At 64.2% G+C, this 20,028-nt stretch carries 17 protein-coding genes and 2 pseudogenes; 9 read left to right on the top strand and 10 right to left on the bottom strand.

The window, feature by feature from the left end:
* Positions 1-432: 432 nt before the first annotated feature.
* Positions 433-2,529 (top strand): Ig-like domain-containing protein, encoded by a 2,097-nt coding sequence (locus ACFOD4_RS20785; RefSeq protein WP_379599577.1) that lies wholly within the window; start codon positions 433-435, stop codon positions 2,527-2,529.
* A 320-nt stretch (positions 2,530-2,849) separates the two neighbouring features.
* Here ACFOD4_RS20785 and ACFOD4_RS20780 read toward each other — a convergent pair.
* The 4 genes and pseudogenes from ACFOD4_RS20780 to ACFOD4_RS20765 all read right to left on the bottom strand — a co-directional run.
* Positions 2,850-3,386 (bottom strand): annotated as a pseudogene (locus ACFOD4_RS20780) (IS701 family transposase); the annotation flags it as partial.
* Between the two features lie 168 nt (positions 3,387-3,554).
* Complete coding sequence (locus ACFOD4_RS20775) at positions 3,555-4,937, bottom strand: S8 family serine peptidase (RefSeq protein WP_379599575.1); 1,383 nt, start codon at positions 4,935-4,937, stop codon at positions 3,555-3,557.
* 11 nt (positions 4,938-4,948) lie between these two features.
* On the bottom strand, positions 4,949-6,172 hold the full coding sequence (locus ACFOD4_RS20770) for a glycerate kinase family protein (RefSeq protein WP_379599573.1): 1,224 nt from the start codon (positions 6,170-6,172) through the stop codon (positions 4,949-4,951).
* 106 nt (positions 6,173-6,278) lie between these two features.
* Positions 6,279-7,739: an SLC13 family permease gene (locus ACFOD4_RS20765; RefSeq protein WP_379599571.1), complete on the bottom strand. Its 1,461-nt coding sequence runs from the start codon at positions 7,737-7,739 to the stop codon at positions 6,279-6,281.
* Between the two features lie 186 nt (positions 7,740-7,925).
* On the opposite strand from ACFOD4_RS20765, the gene ACFOD4_RS20760 reads away from it, so the two are divergent.
* Both ACFOD4_RS20760 and ACFOD4_RS20755 read left to right on the top strand, forming a co-directional pair.
* Positions 7,926-8,408 carry an RNA polymerase sigma factor gene (locus tag ACFOD4_RS20760; RefSeq protein WP_379599569.1) on the top strand — a complete coding sequence of 161 codons (483 nt, stop codon included), beginning with the start codon at positions 7,926-7,928 and terminating at the stop codon, positions 8,406-8,408.
* Positions 8,409-8,412: 4 nt separating this feature from the next.
* Positions 8,413-9,216 carry an anti-sigma factor family protein gene (locus ACFOD4_RS20755; protein ID WP_379599567.1) on the top strand — a complete coding sequence of 268 codons (804 nt, stop codon included), beginning with the start codon at positions 8,413-8,415 and terminating at the stop codon, positions 9,214-9,216.
* Between the two features lie 462 nt (positions 9,217-9,678).
* Here ACFOD4_RS20755 and ACFOD4_RS20750 read toward each other — a convergent pair whose 3' ends face one another.
* The gene (locus ACFOD4_RS20750; protein WP_379599565.1) at positions 9,679-9,984 is read right to left on the bottom strand and encodes a hypothetical protein; all 306 of its coding nucleotides are present in this window, start codon (positions 9,982-9,984) and stop codon (positions 9,679-9,681) included.
* A gap of 169 nt (positions 9,985-10,153) precedes the next feature.
* Between ACFOD4_RS20750 and ACFOD4_RS20745 the strand changes: the two genes are divergently transcribed.
* Positions 10,154-10,534: a dihydrofolate reductase family protein gene (locus ACFOD4_RS20745; protein ID WP_379599563.1), complete on the top strand. Its 381-nt coding sequence runs from the start codon at positions 10,154-10,156 to the stop codon at positions 10,532-10,534.
* An 808-nt stretch (positions 10,535-11,342) separates the two neighbouring features.
* Here the strand turns inward: ACFOD4_RS20745 and ACFOD4_RS20740 are convergent.
* The 5 genes from ACFOD4_RS20740 to ACFOD4_RS20720 form a co-directional block, all read right to left on the bottom strand.
* Positions 11,343-12,386, bottom strand: a complete 1,044-nt coding sequence (locus ACFOD4_RS20740; protein ID WP_379599620.1) for an NHL repeat-containing protein — start codon at positions 12,384-12,386, stop codon at positions 11,343-11,345.
* A 554-nt stretch (positions 12,387-12,940) separates the two neighbouring features.
* Complete coding sequence (locus ACFOD4_RS20735; RefSeq protein ID WP_379599561.1) at positions 12,941-13,228, bottom strand: hypothetical protein; 288 nt, start codon at positions 13,226-13,228, stop codon at positions 12,941-12,943.
* 33 nt (positions 13,229-13,261) lie between these two features.
* Entirely contained in the window at positions 13,262-14,248 is a 987-nt protein-coding gene (locus tag ACFOD4_RS20730; protein ID WP_379599559.1) for an SMP-30/gluconolactonase/LRE family protein, read from the bottom strand.
* A gap of 157 nt (positions 14,249-14,405) precedes the next feature.
* A complete protein-coding gene (locus ACFOD4_RS20725) occupies positions 14,406-16,022 on the bottom strand; it encodes a pyrroloquinoline quinone-dependent dehydrogenase (RefSeq protein WP_379599557.1) in 1,617 nt (538 codons plus the stop codon).
* Positions 16,023-16,430: 408 nt separating this feature from the next.
* Positions 16,431-17,309 (bottom strand): LysR family transcriptional regulator, encoded by an 879-nt coding sequence (locus ACFOD4_RS20720; RefSeq protein ID WP_379599555.1) that lies wholly within the window; start codon positions 17,307-17,309, stop codon positions 16,431-16,433.
* Between the two features lie 265 nt (positions 17,310-17,574).
* Here ACFOD4_RS20720 and ACFOD4_RS20715 point away from each other — a divergent pair, with 265 nt between their 5' ends.
* From ACFOD4_RS20715 to pqqE, 5 genes and pseudogenes are all read left to right on the top strand, one after another.
* Positions 17,575-17,751 carry a hypothetical protein gene (locus ACFOD4_RS20715; RefSeq protein ID WP_379599553.1) on the top strand — a complete coding sequence of 59 codons (177 nt, stop codon included), beginning with the start codon at positions 17,575-17,577 and terminating at the stop codon, positions 17,749-17,751.
* Positions 17,752-18,164: 413 nt separating this feature from the next.
* A complete protein-coding gene (gene pqqA / locus ACFOD4_RS20710) occupies positions 18,165-18,251 on the top strand; it encodes a pyrroloquinoline quinone precursor peptide PqqA (protein ID WP_379599619.1) in 87 nt (28 codons plus the stop codon).
* A 6-nt stretch (positions 18,252-18,257) separates the two neighbouring features.
* A pseudogene (locus tag ACFOD4_RS20705) lies at positions 18,258-18,401 on the top strand (pyrroloquinoline quinone biosynthesis protein B); the annotation flags it as partial.
* 149 nt (positions 18,402-18,550) lie between these two features.
* On the top strand, positions 18,551-18,823 hold the full coding sequence (gene pqqD / locus ACFOD4_RS20700) for a pyrroloquinoline quinone biosynthesis peptide chaperone PqqD (RefSeq protein ID WP_379599551.1): 273 nt from the start codon (positions 18,551-18,553) through the stop codon (positions 18,821-18,823).
* Positions 18,820-19,908 (top strand): pyrroloquinoline quinone biosynthesis protein PqqE, encoded by a 1,089-nt coding sequence (gene pqqE, locus ACFOD4_RS20695; protein ID WP_379599549.1) that lies wholly within the window; start codon positions 18,820-18,822, stop codon positions 19,906-19,908. Before pqqD ends, pqqE begins: the two co-directional genes overlap by 4 nt.
* The last annotated feature ends 120 nt before the right edge of the window (positions 19,909-20,028 follow it).

The raw sequence follows: 20,028 nt of genomic DNA, 5'->3' as shown, positions 1-20,028 counted from the left end.
GGTCTCGGACATTTCGAGAGACAGTCCTGGATTGAACTGCAGTGACTGCGATGGCCGCTCACTTGAAGCGCTATTAGAGCGCAACCCTCTCTGCCTTTGGCCAGCCTCCAGAGTCGCCTACTCTCGCGTTATGCCTTCGTCTTCGCGTCCAGAAGCAGCTGGCCTCTGGGTGTCGCCCGAATTAAGTCAATCCCGTTGTCACGGCATAGCGAGCTCCGGAACGATCACAGCACCTAATTGTAAGTAGATATCGAGAACATTAATTCTACCAATAAGATAATTCAAGTTGGAAGAGGAGGAGATCACAAGCAACCTTAGCCAGAATGCTGAAGTTTTCTGCACACAGGCCATGCCACTGGTTGATTTACTACTGCACTAAAATTGCTTTTGAAGGCACGATAGCCGCGCAACACAACCATAAGGAAGCGCTGCGTGACCATCTTCAACGAGGCCATCTTCCAAGACGTTACCTCCGGCCATTTCCACGGGCCGGGATCATACCACGCAGGGCTCCCGATAACGGGAGAGAGCCGCTTCACGGGCAACATCAGAGCTGAGGGCGATCAGGGTACCCTCACCTTGCCTGATGGCACTCAGCTCATCGTCACAGCCACAGCCTATGATGACGCCGAGGGCTTCATCGTTGAGGTGCCGGACTCTGCCTCAGGCCCCTTCGAACGTTTCTTCTATTTGTCCGAAGCCGCCTTTCCTTTTGGTGGTTTTCGTATTTTCGACGCGACCTTCGGAGATTACATCACCGCCGGCCTGGACAATGACGCCATCGCGGGGGCGATACCCCTGGCACTCGGCGCCTCGGCGGAAGGCACGACCGTCGACGCGACGCTGGATGAGGGTGAGGTCAACTACTTCGGTGCCGAGGGCACGGTCTGGTACAGCTACACGGCAGCGGAAGCAGGCCCTGTCACCATCAGGCTGGCCGGATCGGAAACCTGGGATGCCCAGCCCGATATTGATGGCGCGCTGACCGTTCTTTCTGGGCCTGCGAACGCCACCACGGATGCCGGCCTACAGGCTGTGGGCAACAACTTCTTCACTGACGCTCTGCAGTCGAGCGTCTCCTTCATCGCTCAGCCAGGACAGACCTACTACATCCAGGTTGCAGGTTCGGGTGCCACCAGCGGCACCTTCACGATCAGCGCCGAAGCTCTCTCTGCCCCAGTCATCACCGGATTCGCTGACGACACTCCTCCAACGGGCGATAACGTCACCACGGATAATACCGTAACAGTGAACGGGATAGCTCCGGCCGGGAGCTTGATCACGCTCTATAGCGGCCAAACACCTCTCGGCACCGGATCGGCAGGTGAGGATGGAAGCTGGTCGGTCACCACAGCGGCCCTTGCACTTGGCCAGTACAACTTCACCGCGACCGCCACTCCGGTAGATGGCGTCGAATCCGACCGTTCGCTCTCACTTGTGCTGGACGTTCAGGCCGACGTCACGCCGCCGGACGCGCCGATCCTCGTCCTCGATCCCGGCAGCGATACCGGAGTTCCGGACAACGGCCGCACCTCGGACAACAGCCCGACAGTAACTGGCACGGCCGAGTTGGGCTCCATCGTCACGCTCTACGACACTGATGGAACAACCATCCTCGGTACGGCCACGGCCGCCGATGGCACCTGGTCCATCACCAGCTCTCCCTTAAGCGGCGGGGCGCATAGCCTCACTGCGATCGCGGCCGATGCGGCAGGAAATCTGTCGGTTGCATCCGCAGCGTTGAACCTGACAATCCTCGAGCCTCGTGATCCAGCTGATTTTTCCCTCGATATAGCGAGCTTTGATCGTGCCTTCTATCTGGCTCGCTACACCGACGTGGCCGAAGCGCAGCTTGATCCGTTCGAGCACTATGAGACCTATGGTTGGCGCGAGGGCCGCGATCCGAACGTCCTCTTCAGCACCGTTTTCTACCAGAACCAGAACCCCGATGTGGTCGCCGCTGGCCTTAATCCGCTCGGACACTACACGGAATGGGGCGCTTCGGAAGGGCGTGATCCTAGCATCGGTTTCAGCAGCAGCGCCTACCTGGCAGCCAATCCCGACGTTGCAGCAGCGGGACTGAACCCGCTTGGTCATTACCTCAAGTACGGTGAGTACGAGGACCGTGCGATCACCGCAGGGGCCGTTCATCCCACCGGCCCACAGGCGCCACTGGTCGACTCCGCCTTCTACTTCTCGACCTATGCCGATGTTGCCGCTGCCGGCGTTGATCCAACTCAGCATTATAACCAGTGGGGATGGAAGGAGGGGCGAGATCCCAATGCCTTCTTTGACACCAGTTACTATCTAGAGAACCAGCCTGACGTAGCTGCAGCCGGCCTGATTCCCACGGAGCACTACCATCAGTACGGATGGAGAGAGGATCGTGACCCAAGTGCTGCTTTCGACACCAGCTTCTACCTGGAAAGCAATCCAGATGTTGTGGCGGCCGAACTAGATCCTCTTGCGCACTACCTCGAGTGGGGCCGTGCGGAGGGCCGTGAACCGATTGGACTGATCGGGGGGTAGAATGGCTGGCAGCGCGAGAACTTGCGGTCTCGCGCTGCGTCCTACGAAGTGGACTTACCTCTAGCACTACCTGGGCACTTTATACGGAGGTGGCAGGAACCTGCGTCGGCAGTGCGGACCTTGGATCGGCGGTGAGATGCGCGAACAGCCAGTCGAGGATGGCGCGGCGCACCGTGGGTAGGCTCGGCGAGGGTGGCGGACCCGCCATCAAGGTCTGCATTGTCCCCCCCCCGCCTCGTCCGGCGGTGCGCGGCGAGGCGGAGGTGCTGCAGATAGGCATAGGCGATGCACGTCATCAGCGCGTGTCGATACAGGGCAGGCCGGTCCAACTCGTCGAGCGCGATCTCGCTCTTGGCTCGCAGGGCCATTGCCGCCTCCAGCACGCCAGCTTGTGCGCAACGCGACGGGTCGCCGATCCACTCCTCCGGCAGGAACAGCCGCAGGCCGACCGGGACAGGCACCTTGCTCTGCGCCAAGTGAGTGACACCAGCGACCGGCAGTTCGCATTCTTGGTCAGCTGGCCATAGTATTGCGGTGCCACGCCCACCGACATGGTGCCCTTTTTGGGGAGCGCCGTGTCGTCGATCACCAGCAAGGCCGACGGGCCACCGATCCGCCTGCTGCGCCAGCACGGACCAGAGCGGCGCGTCGTCCCAGGCCGTGCTGGCGATGAAGTGCTGCAGCTGGTCGTGGCCGCCCAGGCCAAGTCGGGCCGCCATCGGCTGCAGGCTCTTGCGCTCACCGGGCCCGAGCAGACCCCGCAGGTAGAGCGGCGCCCAGATGCGGCGGGTCTTGCGGCGCGTCACCTCGAGGAACGGCGCCAGCCAGCGATCCAGGTCAGTCCCACCGCCAGGAATGTTCGTCACCGATGTCGCCTCCACAAGGCAACGTCGCACACGGTCGCATCACACTTAATGAAGATGCCCAGGTAGTGCTAAGAGCTTTAGTTTGGCCTTGTTGTCGTCCTATACACCATCGTCTGCCCAGGTGATTGCCAACATGACTGTCGCATCGGCATCGAACGCCTAACCTGCGCTCGTTTCGCAGTGAGGCATCGCCTGGAATAGGCCCCAACCGAAGCTGTTGTCGCGGCCTGCTTTGCCCAGATCGCGCGCCTTGTTGGATAGCAGGCGTTCAGCTTCGGCCGGACCAAGCTTTGGATTGGCAGCCAGCAGCACGGAGATGGCGGCGGTGATGAAGGGCGTCGCGAAGGAGGTGCCGTTCTGCATCCGCAGCCCGTCCGGTGGGCTGGCGGTTGGCAGCCGCACGCCGGGCGCCGCGAAATCCACCTGTGTTCCACGAAGGGCACGCCGGTAGAGCTGCCCGGCGGCATCGACAGCGGTGACGCCAATCACGCCGGGATAGGCGGCCGGGTACAGCGGCTGTGCCCGGGGGCCGGCGTTGCCCACCGCCGCCACCAGCGCCACGCCTTGTTGCAGCACCCGCTCCACCGACAGGCGCAGCACCGCATTCTCGGGTCCGGCCAGGCTGAGATTAATGGCTTGCACGCCACTGCCTGCCAGATGTTCCAGCGAGCGCACGAGGTCGAAGCTGTCGGCCCGCTCGTCGCTGCCCGGCCCACGGATGAAGGGGTCCGCGACCAGGATGTCGGCTCCAGGTAGCAGGCCCGGTGCCGGGCTGTCGCTGGCACCAGCCAATATGGCGACAATGGCCGTGCCATGCCCGCTGCCGGGGGAGGGAGAGGCTTCCCCGGCGACGAAGCGCCGCGTTGTGATCTGGGCGCCGCGCAAGGCCGGATGAGCCAGTTCGGGCGAGGTGTCGATCACACCGATCCGCAATTCTTCACCGCACTGGCCGGCTCCGCGCCACCCGACCTGCGACCAGCTCGCGCAGATCGAAGCGGTGCAGTCATCGGCGCCGGCTTGGTTCCGGTAGTAGTGGTTTGGTGCGACCGCTGCACCCGGTGCCAAGGTGGCGATTCGCGCGATGGCAGCTTGGGTGCCAAGCCCTTGCGGCACGCGGAGCCGAGCCATGACGGCGGCGCCTGCCATGTCCTGTTGCGCAAGGATGCCGAAGCCGCTGGTGTTGAGTCGGCCAAGCTGCGCTTGCGTCAGGCCGAAGGCTATGACCTCGCCGCTCGCTGCGGTGGCCGGAGCGGCCGTGCGGGGAGGTGTGGGCGACCGAGCCGGTGGACTGCCCTGGAATATCCGGTCGAACAGACCGCCACGTCCGAACAGCTCATCGAGGCCGCGTCCTGGCTGAGTGGTTGGCAGCCCGTCGAAACCCTGCCCGCCGTCGCCGCCCGATCCGCTGCCGCCGCCATCTCCTCCGCTATTCCCACCGCCATCATCGGCTATGGCGGTGCCGGGCAGCGCAAAGATTTGTAGGGCCGGCGCGCCCGCGACCAACAGGCGGAGAAGGAGCGGAAACAGACGGGTGCTACGCATCAGGGCTTCAGTCAGGCGGTGCGGCTGACCGGACGCAAGCGCAGGCCGCTACGGCCGGACTTGCCGGTAGCTTCGCAAAAGGGCGCAAGACCGATGCCGATCTTCACCATCCGGGCGGCGTCCTCGGCGGCGCAGACCAGCAGCTTGCCCGCCTTGGCGATGGCTTCCTCCAAGCTGCAAGGCCGCTTCAGGATACTGGCGAAAGCGTCGATACCATGCTCAAAATTGCTGGCGGCGCCTTTACCGATGGTTCCGGCTAGGGCAATCACCGGCAGACCCGCGCGCTTGGCCCGAAAGGCCACCTCGGCAGGAATCTTGCCGAAGGGCGTCTGGCCATCAATGCTGCCTTCGGCGGTGATGATCAGATCAGCCCGGTCGATGAGGCGGTCGAGATCCATGTAGCGCATGACGATATCGTAACGGGGATGGAGCCGCCCGCCTAGCAAGCCCAGCACCGCCGCCCCCATTCCACCGGAGGCTCCGGCCCCAGGCGCCTCGGCCACGGCAATCCCCGTCGCTGCCTCGATAGCCACGGCATAGCGGTGCATCCCGGCATCGAGCCGCTCCACCTGCTCCGGCGTCGCGCCTTTCTGCGGCCCGAAGACCCGCGCCACGCCGGAAGCGCCCAGTAGCATGTTGTGCCAGTTCACCGCTGCATCGAGCTTCACATCCGCGAGCCGAGGGTCGCGGCCGCTGAAGTCGATCCGCGCCAGATGCTCCAGTGCGCCGCCGCCCGGTGCCAGGTCGCGGCCGCCCATATCCAGCAGCCGGATGCCGAGCGCCTGGACCATGCCTGCCCCGCCATCATTGATGCCGCTATCGCCGCATCCGAGCAGGATGCGCTCGGCGCCGGCATCAAGCGCGGCGCGAATCAGCTCTCCGACGCCACGGCTGGTCGTGCGGGTCGGGTCGCGACGATCACGCGGCACCAGCCTCAGCCCAGCGGCGGCGGCCATCTCGATGACTGCGGTGCGCGGACCGGCGCCGCCTGTGAAACCGAAGAAGGAAGGCACGGCATCGCCTATAGGGCCGGTGACAGCGAGGTGGTGCAGCGTTCCCCCGGTGGCGGCGACCAGCGCTTTGGTAAAGCCCTCACCGCCATCGACCATGGGCGCCTTGAGGATGGTGGCATCTGGGATGGCGCGCAGCACGCCCCGCCCGATACAATCCGCCACCTCATCGGCCGAGAGGCATTCTTTGAAGCCGGAGGGCGCGATCAGCACGGTGAGCGGCATCTGGCCGTTCCTTTCCTGTGGGCCGGGCCTTGTAGGGTGGCCCTATCCTGGAGACGTGGCCTGCAGCGCTCTATTCCCGGCGGCTGGACGAAACTTCGCGAAACCCTCAGCCGCGCACGAGAGGCACGCCCAGCCAAGGCCATAGGACCAGCGCGCAGCCGGTGAGCAGCAAAACGAAGCCAGGAAGCAGCCAGAGCGACAGGCGCAGCAGGTCGGTTTGCGCGAAGGGTGGGGCGTCGCCCGCGCCGAACAGCGTCACCGGCTTAGCCGAGACCAGTAGGGTCTGGCAGAAGCCGCTGCCCATGGTGACGATCAGGATCAGTGCCGCCGGCTCGGCGAAACTACCGAGCGGCAAGGCAAGGGCGGGGATCAACACCCCCGCGCGGGCGGTGCGGGATACCACCAGGAGATGCGCCAGTGCGGAGAGAATTGCCACTGCGAGGGCGATGAAGGCGGGCGATGGCGAGGTCGCGCTCAGGACTGAACACGTGCCCTCGACCAGCCACTCGGCGGCCCCGGAATCGAGTAGCGCCTCGCCGATCACCATGGAGGCCGCAAGAAATACAACGAGGCCCCATTCGATGCCCTTCAGTGCCTCTTGGAAGCTCACGCCGGAGGTTCCTGGGCTGGCCAGCAGAAGCGCCGCCACCAGGGCGATGGTGGCTGCCCCTATCCCGTGCCAAGACGACGTGCACCAAAAGGCGACGGTAACGCACAGAACGACCAACACTACCCTGTCCCGCCGCGTGGTGGCCTTGTCCCGCCGGGCCTCCGCCGCCGGGCGCCGGGACAGCGGACTGCTCCATTCCGGACCGCTCAGGAACAGCAGGCGGATGACTAGGCAGGCCAAGGCGCTGCAACCTAGAGCGAAGGGCAGGCCGAGCGCTGCCCAGGTCGCAAAGCTTGGCTCCGGCCCGGCATCCAGCGCGTCGATATAGTCCACCGCTACCAAGTGAGCACCGGCGCCGAGCAGAGAGGCGCAGGCCGAGAACAGGATGACCGAGGGAAAGAGCAGGCCCAGGGCGCGGGTCACGCGCGGCTGGTCGATGGTTTCGGACAGGCCAAGGAAGACTGGCAGTAGCACCGCCGCTCTCGCCGAGGTCGAGGGAATGACATAGGCCGTTGCCAGGATGATCCCCGTGCAGGCGAGGAACACACCGCCGACGCTGCCGCAGCGGGCCAGCAGCGCGAAGGCGAGGCGCTCCGTCAGACCGGTGCGCCGCAGAACACCGCCAATGACGAACGCGGCGATCAGCAACCAAGTGATGTCATGGCCGAGCGCATCGGCCAGTGCATCTTCCTCCACCGCGCCGCCCAGGATCAAGGCCAGCGCGCCAGCCAGGGCGACAGGGGTTTCTGGCAGGCGCAACACGGTCCAGCCCAGCAGCGTTCCGGTGAATACCAGCAGGGTCAGCATCGCTTCGCGTGACAGTGCGGCCTCGCCAGGCGACCACAGGAGCAGCGCTGCCGTGGCCAGGATTAGGCATAGGGCGAAGAGGATTACGAGCACGCGGCTCCGCTTCGCGGTGACGCCGTTGGAAAGGATGTTGAGGGCGGTGGATGACATGGCGCTGCCTGCTGTTTCGATCCGGTGACAGAAGGAGGACGCGGCATTCCGGCCTTCTATTCCCTTTGCACAGGCTTGCCGCAGTTCAGGGGCATGACTGGAATTGCATCGCTGGCGGTGGAATAACGGCGGCGTTGCCGCGTCTGATGGAGGGAAGGAGGTCGGTTGCCACAGGATATCGGGAGTATGCTGCCAGGGTTGTTGCCCCGGTTGCGCCGCTTCGCGCTGGGGCTGTGCCGGTCACCTGATGAAGCCGACGATCTCGTGCAAGCGGCCTGCGAGCGTGCGCTGACGGCCAGCCTGCCGAGCGAGGGATTAGCCAGTCCCGAGGCCTGGATGTTCCGCATCCTGCGGAACTTGTGGCTAGACCGCATGCGCCGCCGGCGGACCCGCGGCGAGGAGGTGGATGTGGAGACACGTCACGATCTGCCAGCGATGGGCGCCGAGTTGGCGCCGGCACGGCGCATTGCGCTTCGGCGCGCGGCGGTGGCCATTGGCGAACTGCCCGAGGAGCAGCGCAGCCTGATGCTGCTGGTCTGCGTCGAGGAACTCAGCTACCGGCAGGCGGCCGAGATCCTGGACCTGCCGATCGGCACCGTGATGAGCCGGCTGGCGCGGGCGCGCCGCACGGTTGCCGAGCGCGTCGGCGCCGATGCCACGGAGTTCTAAGCGTATGCCGCATGAATTCGACGACGCGATGCTGATGGCCTTCGGCGACGGCGTGCTGGAGGAGCCGGAGTTCTCGGCCGTGGCCGAGGCCGTGGAGCAAGACCACGCCCTTGCCGCGCGGCTGGAAGCACTCAGGGAAGGGCGCCGCCTGATGCGGGAATTGCACGGGACCGCGCCTGAGGTCCCTGAAGGCCTGCGCCGCAAGGTGGAGGCCATGGTCGGCACGGCCCAAGCGCCTGAGAGCCAGGCTGATGGTGAAACCCGGCGAGAGGCGGAGATCATCGCGCTGCGTCCACGGCCAAAGCCCAAGACATCAGCGACCCGTCCTGCATGGCACGGCGCCGCCATGGCCGCCGGCATTGCCGCCATCCTGGTTATTCCGGCCTTGCTGCAATTCGGCCCCGCTGAACCGCCGCGTCAACCAACAGGTCTCGCCGTGCTGGCTCTGGGCCAAGCCTTGCCGAAGGAGCTGTCTGGCGCCTTCGATGTGGTTATGTCAGGTGAGACACGGACCTTCCCTGACGGTCGTCGCTTCCAGGCCGTGGCGAGCTTTCGCGACGCCTCGGGGCGGCTCTGCCGTGAGTTTCAGCTGGCTGGCGCCAGCAACCTGCTGGGCATCGCGTGTCGCGACGCCGATGCGTGGCAGCCTTCCCTGTTGTTGGCTATGCCAGCGGAGAAGCAGGGCGGTTTCACTCCCGCAGGTTCCGCCGCTTCGGTCGTCGATGCATTTCTGGACAGCCGAGGGATCAGCGCGCCGCTGGAGCCGGCGGAGGAGAGCGCTGCATTGCGTAACCTACGGGGTTTCTAGGCTCAGGACCTATCGGCGAATCTCTTGTACTTTGATCCTGCTGTGATTCCATGCTGGCACGCAGGTGCTGCCATGGCTGACCTGTTCTGGCTGACGAAGGCGCAGATCCAGCGAATGACTCAGCGCCATGGGGCCGTTGGCAATAGATCACGGCACCAGCCATGCAGCGCCTCTAGCCGCATCGCCTCGTAGCGCGGCACCAGCGTCTCGGCTTGTGCGTCATACCAGGACATTGGCCAAGTATCGCCGCCGGTTCCCGCCGCTGCCAAATCCAGCGATGGGGTGCGTCGTCCTAGCGGCAGAGGCTCTCACAAGGGATGCCGTCGCTAGGCTTTACCTCGGTCCGAGACAGCTTTCACGGGGAGGAGCGCACGATGGTCATGGAACGTCCGCTGCTGGGCGGCTCGAAAGATCGCTAAGGGCCGCATGCCGTGGTCGCCTTCCTGGCAGATCATGAGATGCTTACCCTGTCCCCTGGGCCTTCCGCACCCCGTCCAGCACTGCTTCATGCGTTGCCAGGATTCGCCGCAGCGTCGGCTTCCCCTTGTCGCTCGCCTCGGCGATGCCCTCGTGCATCTCCTCGATCCCCGTCGCCATCTGCTCGGCCAGGCCGGATAGCCGCTCCTGGAGCTGCTCATCGTCGTCCTTCAGTTCAGCTTTCCAGATTGCCAGAACGCGAGAGAGTTCGGCGGCAGCCCGAACGGGTGGGACGCCCGCCTGCAGGAGCTTGATCAGGGGAGCGAGGTCGGCAGCAGGAGAGCGGGGCATGCACGGAAAGGTAGGTCGGCGGGTCGTGGGTGGCTAGACGGCAAGAGCTGCTTTAGGTCGATGGCCGATGAGTACGGCCTCGGAAAGCGTGTAGTTCCTCTCATGGCCCTTGTGTGTCCATGAGGAGGCCGGATACGAGGACTTCATCGCCTCGATCTCGACCGTTGTCATGGGCCGCGTCACCTACGATCAGATCCCATCCTTCGGTGTCGGTTGGCCTTACCAAGGCAAGCAGGGGATTGTTGTCACGTCTCAACCTATTCCGGGCAAGTACCCGGACGTGCAGGGCTGGCACGACGGCATTCTCAGCTTGGCCCGGCATCTCAGGACCGAGGCGGTTGGCGATGCCTGGATCGTTGGTGGCGCCAAGTTGCAAGCCGCCTTCGTTGAGGCAGGCGAACTAGACCATCTCGACCTCTTCATCGTCCCGATCTTGCTGGGGGATGGACTACCTTTATTTCCACGGCAGGAGCGGTCGCGTGATCTGATCCTCAGGACCTCCAGGACGCTCGACAAGGGAATGGTGCGTCTGAGCTATGACATCGGCTGAGAGTTGCCAGAAACGTTGAGTTGATACTATGCCTGGATGTGGGTGCTGAACGGTTGGCAAGCTTAGGGCAGGCGTTCTGCTCAAGCAGCTGTTCCACACAATGCGGCGGCACAGTTGTTAATCTTGAGCACCTCGTCTTCCATATTCGGGCCAAGCGCGATGACGCCCAGCAGAGCGAGGCTTTCCAAGCCTGGAGGGGTCGTTGGGAGGCTATCGCACCGAATGCGTTCGTGGCCTCCAAGTCGCAGGAGGCCATCGGCATGATGGCTGCCGCCTCATGGAGTACATCAACGACGCCCTTCTTGATCCATATTTGTAACCGGAGAGAGAGCGGTAGCGCGATTTGCGGTCGTTGCTTTGCGCATCGCTGCTTACCTCAGTCAGCGCGGTGGCCGGCCAGCAGGCATCTCGGCTTCCGCCAAGCCCGCAGGTGTGGCGGCAGCCCATCCGAGGATGGTCCCGACAAAACGGCGCGCATCGGCGTTACTGGTGCATGCTGATTGCAGGACGCCTTCCGCAAGCTACTTCTCTGAGATCTTCAGCCTCAGAGATCCCTCCGTCGCTAAGGCTCCAGAGAAGTTATCTCCAGGACCATACCGCGCCTCAGAGGGTACCTCGTCTCCTGTCCTGCCAGTCGTGTGCGGAGATCGGCTGCAGCGTTCGTGCTGCCTCGGCAAATACTCCTGCACCTTGCCACTCCTCACGGTTGCTCACCGCGTGAAGCGCACGTTTTGCCCGGGGTACGGCAACGTTGATCAAATTGGGGGTTGCCCCAGCCCAGGGGCGCGAACCTCGGCGGCAAGCTCGGTCAGGAGGGTCCACGGCGGACGAAGCGCTGCACACGTTGCCCATTATCGACTTCCGTGATGTAGAGGCTCCCTTCGCTGTCCTGAGCGATGTTGTGCGGCACGTGGAACTGCCCCGCCCATCGGCCGGGGCGTCCGAAGGTGGAAAGCACCTCACCATCGCGACGGCGGATGACCCGCGCCACGCCGTTCGAGTTGTCCACGCTGAACAGGAACTCCTGCGATGGATCCATCGAGGGAATGAGGTCGGCCACCGAGCCGTTCAGCCGGGTCTCCGGTGCGATGAAGTGCTCGGACACAAAGCTGCCGTCCCGCTGAAAGACCTGGTAGCGGTCATTGGTCCGGTCGCAGACATAGACCTGCCTGTCCCGGGTCAGTCGCACACAGTGCACGGGGCTGGCGAACTGGCGCGATGGTGCCTGGCCCGGCGTATAGGCTGCCGTGCCGCCATAGGCTTCCGGGCCGCCATCGACCGGCGGCTGGCCATAGGCACCCCAGTGCCGCTTGTAGGCTCCGGTCTCGCTATCGAAGACGATCACACGGCGATTGCCGTAGCCATCCGCGACAAAAACCTCCCGTGCCTCGGTATCGACCTCGACATCGGCCGGGCGGTTGAGGTTGGCGGTGTCCGCGTTGCCTTTGGACTGACCCGATCGTCCGATCTGCATCACAAATTGCCCGTCCAGGGTGAACTTCAGCAGCTGGTGATCCTTGGGCCCGCTGCCAGCCAGCCAGACGAAGTCGTTGGCATCGACGTAGATGCCGTGCTCCACCTCGGGCCATTCATACCCCTGTCCCGGACCTCCCCAATGGCGCAGCACATTGCCTTGCCGGTCGAACACCAGCACCGCCGGCGCGCGAACGCAGCAATACGTTTCCGGTGGGTTGCGTTCTGCCATCAGCTGGCGCTGGGCGATGGTGCCCGGCCGCTGGACGATCCAGATATGGTCGCGCTTGTCCACCGCCACGCCCGCGACGGCGCCGATGATCCAATTGTTGGGCAGCGGCTTTGGCCAGAAGGGGTCGACCTGAAATTCCGGGGCCACCGCCAAGGCGGAACTTGCCCCCGCCGTCGATCCTGCTTGAGCCAGGGCCGACCTAAGCGGAAGAGCGGTCAAACCGAGCGCTGCCCACATCCCCACGCAGTTGCGCAGGGCGGTTCTCCGCGTGGTGACAGCCATACCGTCTCCTCCCGATTTTGTTGCGCTTTACGGTAGACCAATCAGCCCGGAAAGGAAGCGTGGTCCGTCGACTCCGATCTTTTCAGCCTGCCTGGTCGTCGGGCAGCCCGCCCGTGGCTGGCAGCCTGATGCTGACAACGAAAGCAGGAACGGTGGCGAACCGTAGGCTCGTGCATGACGCCTCAACCTTCCGAGACAGCCTGTCAGCCGCCTTGTTGTTCTTTCTTTGTTCTATAATGACCGTGTGGGACGTGGTCAGCAACCGCCGGCTCAACACCACGGACGTGCCGGGGCTGGTTTCACGCCAGGCGCTGGCCAACGCCCAGGCCATCCGGCCGCATCTGATCCTGCATGATGCCGATCCCGAGTCCGATGCCGTTCTGCTGGAGCGGCTGGCGCTGTGGGCGCTGCGCTTCACGCTACCGGCGGCGGTGGACCCGCCGGACGGGTTGCTGCTCCACATCACAGGCGTCGACGGGTTGTTCGGCGGCAAGCCAGCGCTGCTGGGCACCGTGCTGGAAAGCTTCTGCACCGGCGGCTATCGGGTGCTCGGCGCGATCGTCGGCAGCGACGATGCAGAAGTCGAACCTGCTTACATAGAAGTCGAGCGCCTGCTCCCGGCTCCGGGTACGGATCGCGGCGTGGTGGCGGCGCATTTCCGCAGACGAGGAGGCGGTGTTGGTGAAGTGCGGGATGCAGTCCGCCACCTTGCGCTCTCCTTCAAGGCCCAGCACACGGCCTTACGGTCGACCCTCCGGGTGAATGGCCGAGAGCGGCATCTCGTAAACATTGAATGGCCTAACGGCCGAGTTGTCGGCGAACCGGTTCATCTGCGTGACGACGACGTAGAGCTTGCCTGCTTCGACGAACGCCGTGGCGGGCGCCGCGAAGCGTTCATCCTGCAGGCGGCCGACGATCGTTCCGGATACAAATCCGGGCGCCAAGTCTATGGCGACGACCTCATGGGTGTCCTGCAGGGTGGCGTAGAGACGTTGCCCGTCAAGAACCAGCCCATCGCCACCGCGCAGCAGTGCGCCGCCCAAGTCGATTCGGGTCGCGGTCCTTTCCGCGACGTCGATCGTCCACAGGAATCCTGTGTTCATCTGCACCGCGACCAGCGTCGAACCGTCGGGCGTCGCGACGATGCCATTAAGATTGGGCCCTTCCGAATACGGAATAGCCGTTTCCAACTCGAGCCAGGGCTCCAGGGCTCCGATCTCGCCGCCGCTGCGGTTGACCCGCCACAGCACAGGCCTGGACGAATCCGTGATGTAGGCCGCGTCCTGTGTCAGAGCCAAATCGTTGAGCAGGCTTGCAGGTCCATCCGGCTTGGCGAGGCTGATCACCGTTCGGCCACTTTGCGCATCGATGATGTGGAGATCGCCTCGCACGCCGCCTGTGATCCACAAGCGGTCGGATTCATCGAGCTTGATGCCCAGGGCCACCGGAAAGTCCCTATCCCCAGCAGGGGCAAGCCTCCCGCCCGGCACGAGCAGTGTCGCGGTATTGTCATCAAGGTTGACCCGCGTCACCGCGCCGTCGGCCGCACTCGCTACGTAGTAGACGCCGGCGCTGTTGTAGGCAATGCCTTCGGGATAGGCGATCGCGTCCAGTAGCGGACGGGCCGAGAGTGCAGAGACGTCTTCCGGAGCGGTACCCCGAGATTGAGCGTCGCAGGCGGACAAAGCTAGGCCGGCCAGTGTCGCCAGCAGGATGTGATAGGTCACAACAGGCTCCTGTCCTGATTGATTTCAACAGTGTTGTCTGGAGGCGCCAGCATCCCTCGTTGGTCCACCGGCCCGCAAAGCGCGTCGGGTGAGATGGGCGAGCGCGCCAGGACGGCGAGAAGATCGGCCTCCGGAAGGCGGGTGGTTGGCGATCTCGTCATCGCAAGCCGTAGACCACGATGCTGCTGCGGGTGACCTCGACTGGCCACGCGCCGCCGCCGTTGCCGACCGCCGCCGCGACCAGCTGGTTCCCGCCCGCCTGATAGGTGATGATCCCGCCCCCGATGGGCTGCCCGACGTTGATGCTCCATAGCCGTCGGCCGTCCTCAGCATCCACGGCGAAGAGGTTGCCGGCGAGATCCGAGGCGAACACCAGGCCGCCCGCCGTCGGCGTGACGCCGCCCAGCACGGGCTTGGGCGCCTCGATCCTCCAGCGTACGGCGCCGGTGTCCGCGTTGAACGCGGTGAGCCATCCGCGGGCGGTCGACCAGTCCCCCAGCGCCTGTCCCATCGTTTCGCGGATTCCGAGCCAGATGTCGCCTGTGGGAGGAACAGGCGTATCACGGGACTGGAGCGTCACCGTGGCGCACCAGTCTACGGCGCCGACGAACAAGGTGTTGAGCGAGGGGTTGAACGCGGCGCCGTTCCATTCGACACCGCCGAAGATCCCGGGGCAGAACCGGGTCGGGTGTTCGCGCGACAGCGGGACATCGACGTTCTCGCGCGTCGTCACCGGCTGAGCGTAAATGAGGGGAAGACCGGCAGCGAGATCGGTCCGGTCGAGCACCGAAAGCAGCCCGTCCTTGTTCGCGGAAGCGGCGATGCGGCGTCCACCGGCGGTGGTGACGAGGGCAGGCGCGGCGCTCACACCCCAGTCGTGGAAGTCCTCCTTCACGATCTGGTTGTGGGTGATCATCCGGCCTGTGTCGCCATCGATGGCGATGATCGAGTTGACGTAGAGATTGTCGCCGCGGCGGAGTTCGGCGTCGAAGTCCGGCGCGGGATTGCCGGTGGGAGCGTAGACGACGCCTATCTCCTCATCATAGCTCAGCGACACCCAAACGCCGCCTCCAGAAAGTGGATTGCCTTCCGGCATCAGCCATGTGGCCCGTACTTCGGGCGTGTCGGGGATCACCTCGAAGCGCCACAGCATCTCTCCGGTCGCCGCGTTGTAGGCATAGACATGGCCTGTCACGTTTGCACGGTCGCCTCCGGCGTTGCCGATAAAAACCTTGCCGTCTGCGGCGATTGGCGCCATCGGGATCGAGACGCCGGGGCCGGCGTCCGGGATCCGGGCGCTCCAAAGCGTGCGCCCGTCCTCTGGCGAAATCGCCAGGACGTCGCCCTCCATTGTGCCCCGGAACAGTGTGCCGTCCAGATACGCGAAGCCGCGGTTGGAAGAGATGACCCCCTCGCCCGTCGGGGAGGGGTGCGTCACGCGCCAGCGCTCTTCACAGGTCGCGGCGTCGATCGCGTAGGAGGCATCGGGGGTGGTGAAGTAGAGGACGCCGTCGATTGCAAGGGGGCCGGTCTGGAAAGACGTCGGAACCGGGAGCGTGTACTCGCATTTGCGTTCGAGAGTTCCGACGCTCTCGCGATTGATCGCGTCGAGGCGGGAGAACCGATCCGAGGCGAGGGTCCGGTTGTAGGCTGGCCAGTCCGCATCATCCTGCGCGCTTTGGATGCGACCGGCGGCCCATGTGACGGTCGCCACCGACGACAGGATTAGGGTCAGGGCCGTGAGCGGCAGAATGTTCCGGATGGGCTTACGCATTGTGAATCTCCTGCATGGCGTTGTTCGGGCTGCGGATCGGAGCCGATCGGTCAGCATTTTCCTCAAGCCAGGCGTGACCAGGCGAGTGCGGTGAGCTTTGCTTTGAACTCGAATCAGGAGAAGGTGCGGCGGCCGCACAGTCACGTTGCACTTTGAGGAACGAATTGACCAATGAATGTAAAACAGAAGTATTCACGGTTCTCGTTAAACTTGGTCGCTGCTTTGTACTTCTGATTCCGCTTGAATCGGCTGATAAAAGAATATCATAAGCGCTCCGAGTCTGCGCTTACTTCAAAAATTTCTTTAGTTTTGAGGCGAGTCGGAAATGACGGGAACTTCGGCCGAAATCCGCTAGTTCAGCAGAGAAGTCCGCCAGCTTTACTCGCCCCGTCCTTGTGCACCGGCGATTTAGTTACGCTCTCCGGGATTGCAGTGCTCAATCAGAAGCTCGGTCAAAACACGAATCTTCCGCGAGGGGTTCTGGCCCGGAGGGCGAAGCACGTACGCGCCCGCCGGGGGAAGAGGGTAACCGGGCATGACTTCGACGAGGGCGCCGGTTGCGATGTGCTCGTCGACGAAGTCGGAAGGCAGGCAGCCGAGCCCGACACCCTCAAGCGCCGCCGATATCAGGGCGCTGCCGTTGTCCGCCTTGAACCGACCATGTGGATGGACGGTCACGATCCTGGTGCCATCCAGGAATGACCAGGTCTCCGTCCCTTGCATGATCGCTTCGTGCCCCGCGATCTCCTCCGGCTTCTCGGGCGCACCGTGCGCCTCTATATAAGCGGGGCTGGCTACAAGCTTGCCGGTGACCGGCCCAATGCGCCGGGCAACCAAGTTGGAATCCTGTAGGTATCCCACGCGTATTGCGCAATCGAACCCTTCGGCGACGAGGTCGACGAAGCGGTCGGTGTAGCATGTTTGCATGTGCAGACGGGGATGAAGCCTCGACATCTTTGCCAGCACCGGTGCGAAATGCCTGGGTCCGAATGTCAACGGCGCGGACACCCGCAGCCGGCCGCGCAGTTCGCCTTCCGGCAGGATGGTCTCTCGCGCCAAGTCCATGTCGGCGACGGCTTTGACTGCGTAGTTGCGGAAGATTGCGCCGGCCTCCGTCAGGACCGTCCCGCGCGTGTTGCGCGCCAGAAGCTGCGTGCCCAGGTCGACCTCGAGCCGGGCCAGCGCACGGCTGATGATAGACTTTGAGAGACCGAGTCGCCGCGCCGCATGGGAAACGCCTCCGGCATCCGCCACTTCGACAAAGGTGCGCATGTCTTCAGTGTCCATCGGAAGTTCCTCGCATCGTCCTCACATCAGGTCTCATCGTGTAGGCACTCGTATCGGCGTCCGCTCCCGTCCTAACGCGCCAACCTCCGACGAAGGCGGCCTCGCCATCCGCCGGGTGACCGCGTCCGCCAGTGGCGATAACTTCAAACGGGGCGGGCTCTCAGAGCAATGAACATAATATCAAGTTCTGGCGGACGTGACTCGCGAATGCGCTTTCCCGACATGGAGCGATCCGATTCAAGGAGGCGAGCATTGGAGCTTTGCGATGGGCCAGCCGCTTCCTCTCCGTCCCGACTATGATGGTCCAGCCCTGCGCACCCCGGTGCGCCGATGCAGAGATGCCATGCAGGCCCGGTGGCTGCTGGCGCTGGCGGCCATTTATGACGACGCCTGGCGCACCGAAGCAGCGCGGATCGGCACCGTAACGCTGCAGATCATTTGAGACTGGGCTGTGCGGTTCAACGCCATGCGCGCGCAAGGCCTGGTCGAGCGAGAGCCTCCTGCCCGGATCTGTGAGAGCAGAGCCAAGTGGCCGAGCTACTCGACCAGGATCGTCGACGACGGACCCCGGGCCGGATCCGCCTGGCAGGCCGCTAACGATCCTGCTGCGTCGGTGCGACGGGCCCGGCTTCGCCGGCGCGCGTCCCCTCCTGTCAGCGGCACGGTCTGAACCGGGAGGCAGCCGTATCACCAAACGAGCTGGCCCCAGTTCTTTGGCCCGATATGTCGTCCGGGTTGTGGCTGGTTCGGCGTCTCGCAAAACGCAACACAATGTAGCCGGAAGCGGCACTAGCGCGGACTGGATGTTAGGCTCATCCCTGATGGACCGACACCGACCCTGAAGGAGATAGAGTGATGATGTCCTGGAAGAAACCCGAGGTCCGCGAGATCGCTCTGGGCGCCGAAATCAACTGTTACGCCAGCGCGGGCCTGACGGCCTGACATCTCGTGGAAATCATCGTCCTGGGGGCAGCCGGCAATGGCGGCTTCCCCCAGTGGAATTCCGATGCGGAAGGATGCCGTCGCGCCCGCGCGGGTGATCCAATAGCAACGCCCCGCACACAGGCGGGCCCTGCAGTCAGCCAGGAAGGCTGTGCCGACACGGTCGAGAAGCAACAGGCGGTGCTGGCTGCGCTGCACTTCAAATGCGACGTGCTCTGGTGCCAGCTCGACGGTCGCTACCTTGCCTATGTCGCGCCGGGGATGATTCAGCTTGGCGCCTTCATGCCGGGTGATGGCGCATGAGTGACGAGACCGCCATTCCCGCCTTCGGGCGCGGGGTGAAGTTCCGTTTCGATACCGTGCGGAAGGGCTGGGTGCTGCTCGCGCCAGAACGAGTATACGTGCCCAACGACATCGCCGTTGAAATCTTGAAACTGGTCGACGGAGAGCGCTCGATCGGCGCGATCGCGGACACTCTCTCCGTCCGCTTCGATGCTGCGCGCGACCTGATCGCCGCCGATGTGATCGCCGTGCTCGACGATCTCTCGGCGCGCGGGGGCATCCAGCTGTGACCGCGCTCGGGCCACCGCTCGGGCTGATCGTGGAACTGACGCATCGCTGTCCGTTGCAATGCGCCTATTGCTCTAATCCGCTTGCCATGGACGCACCGAAATCGGAGCTTTCGACTGAGCAATGGCTTCGCGTCCTGGATGAGGCCGCCGCGATCGGCATTTTGCAGGTCCACTTCTCCGGGGGCGAACCGATGGCCCGGCGCGACCTGCGCGAGCTGATCGCCCATGCATCGAACGCCGGCCTCTATACCAATATCATCACCTCTGGCGTCCTGCTTAGCAGGTCCGCCATGGCGGACCTGCTGGCGGCCGGCATTGACCATGTTCAACTAAGCTTTCAGGACGCGCGCTCAGAGGAGGCCGATCATTTCAGTGGCTACAGGGGCAGCCACGCAAAGAAGCTGGAAGCAGCGCGCCGCATTCGTGACGCCGGATTGCCGCTCACCGCCAACTTCGTTATCCACCGCCAGAATATTGAGCGGATCGAGGAGATGATCGCGCTGGGGGTAGCACTGAGCGCCGAGCGCATCGAGATCGCGCATACCCAATACTATGGTTGGGCGCTGCTTAACCGCAACGCGCTGCTGCCTAGCCGCGCCCAGCTTGAACAGGTCAATCAGGTCGTCGCCGCCGCGCAGGAGCGGCTCAGGGGGCGAGTTGTCATCGACTATGTCGTGCCGGATTATTATGCGGCCAGGCCTAAAGCCTGCATGGGCGGATGGGGCAATCGATTTATCAACATTTCGCCCTCGGGCAAGGCGCTGCCGTGCCATGCGGCGGAGACATTGCCCGGGTTCACCTTCCCATCGGTGCGCGATCACGGGCTGGGCGCGATCTGGGCCAGCTCGGACGCCTTCACCCGCTTCCGCGGCACGGACTGGATGCCAGCGCCCTGCCGAGGTTGTGACCAACGGGAGATCGACTGGGGCGGCTGCCGCTGTCAGGCTCTTGCGCTGGCCGGCGATGCCGCCCGAACCGATCCTGCCTGCCACCGTTCGGCGGACCATCACATAATGCGCGAGGCGATCGATGCGGCGGTCGATGCGCCGCTGGCACTTGTGCCCCGGCGGCTACAACAGGGCTGACATTCGCTTGGCTGTTTCCGTCTGTCACGGACCGGATCAGCATAAGGGCGCTTGTCGAGCCACCCACGCCCGGGCCTTCCGTGCCTCCTCCACGGCGTTCCAGCGAAGCCTGCGGCCCTC

This window comes from Teichococcus globiformis (assembly GCF_042646265.1).
GTDB classification, from domain to species: Bacteria; Pseudomonadota; Alphaproteobacteria; order Acetobacterales; family Acetobacteraceae; genus Pseudoroseomonas; species Pseudoroseomonas globiformis.
This window is presented reverse-complemented; position numbering and strand designations above follow the sequence as displayed.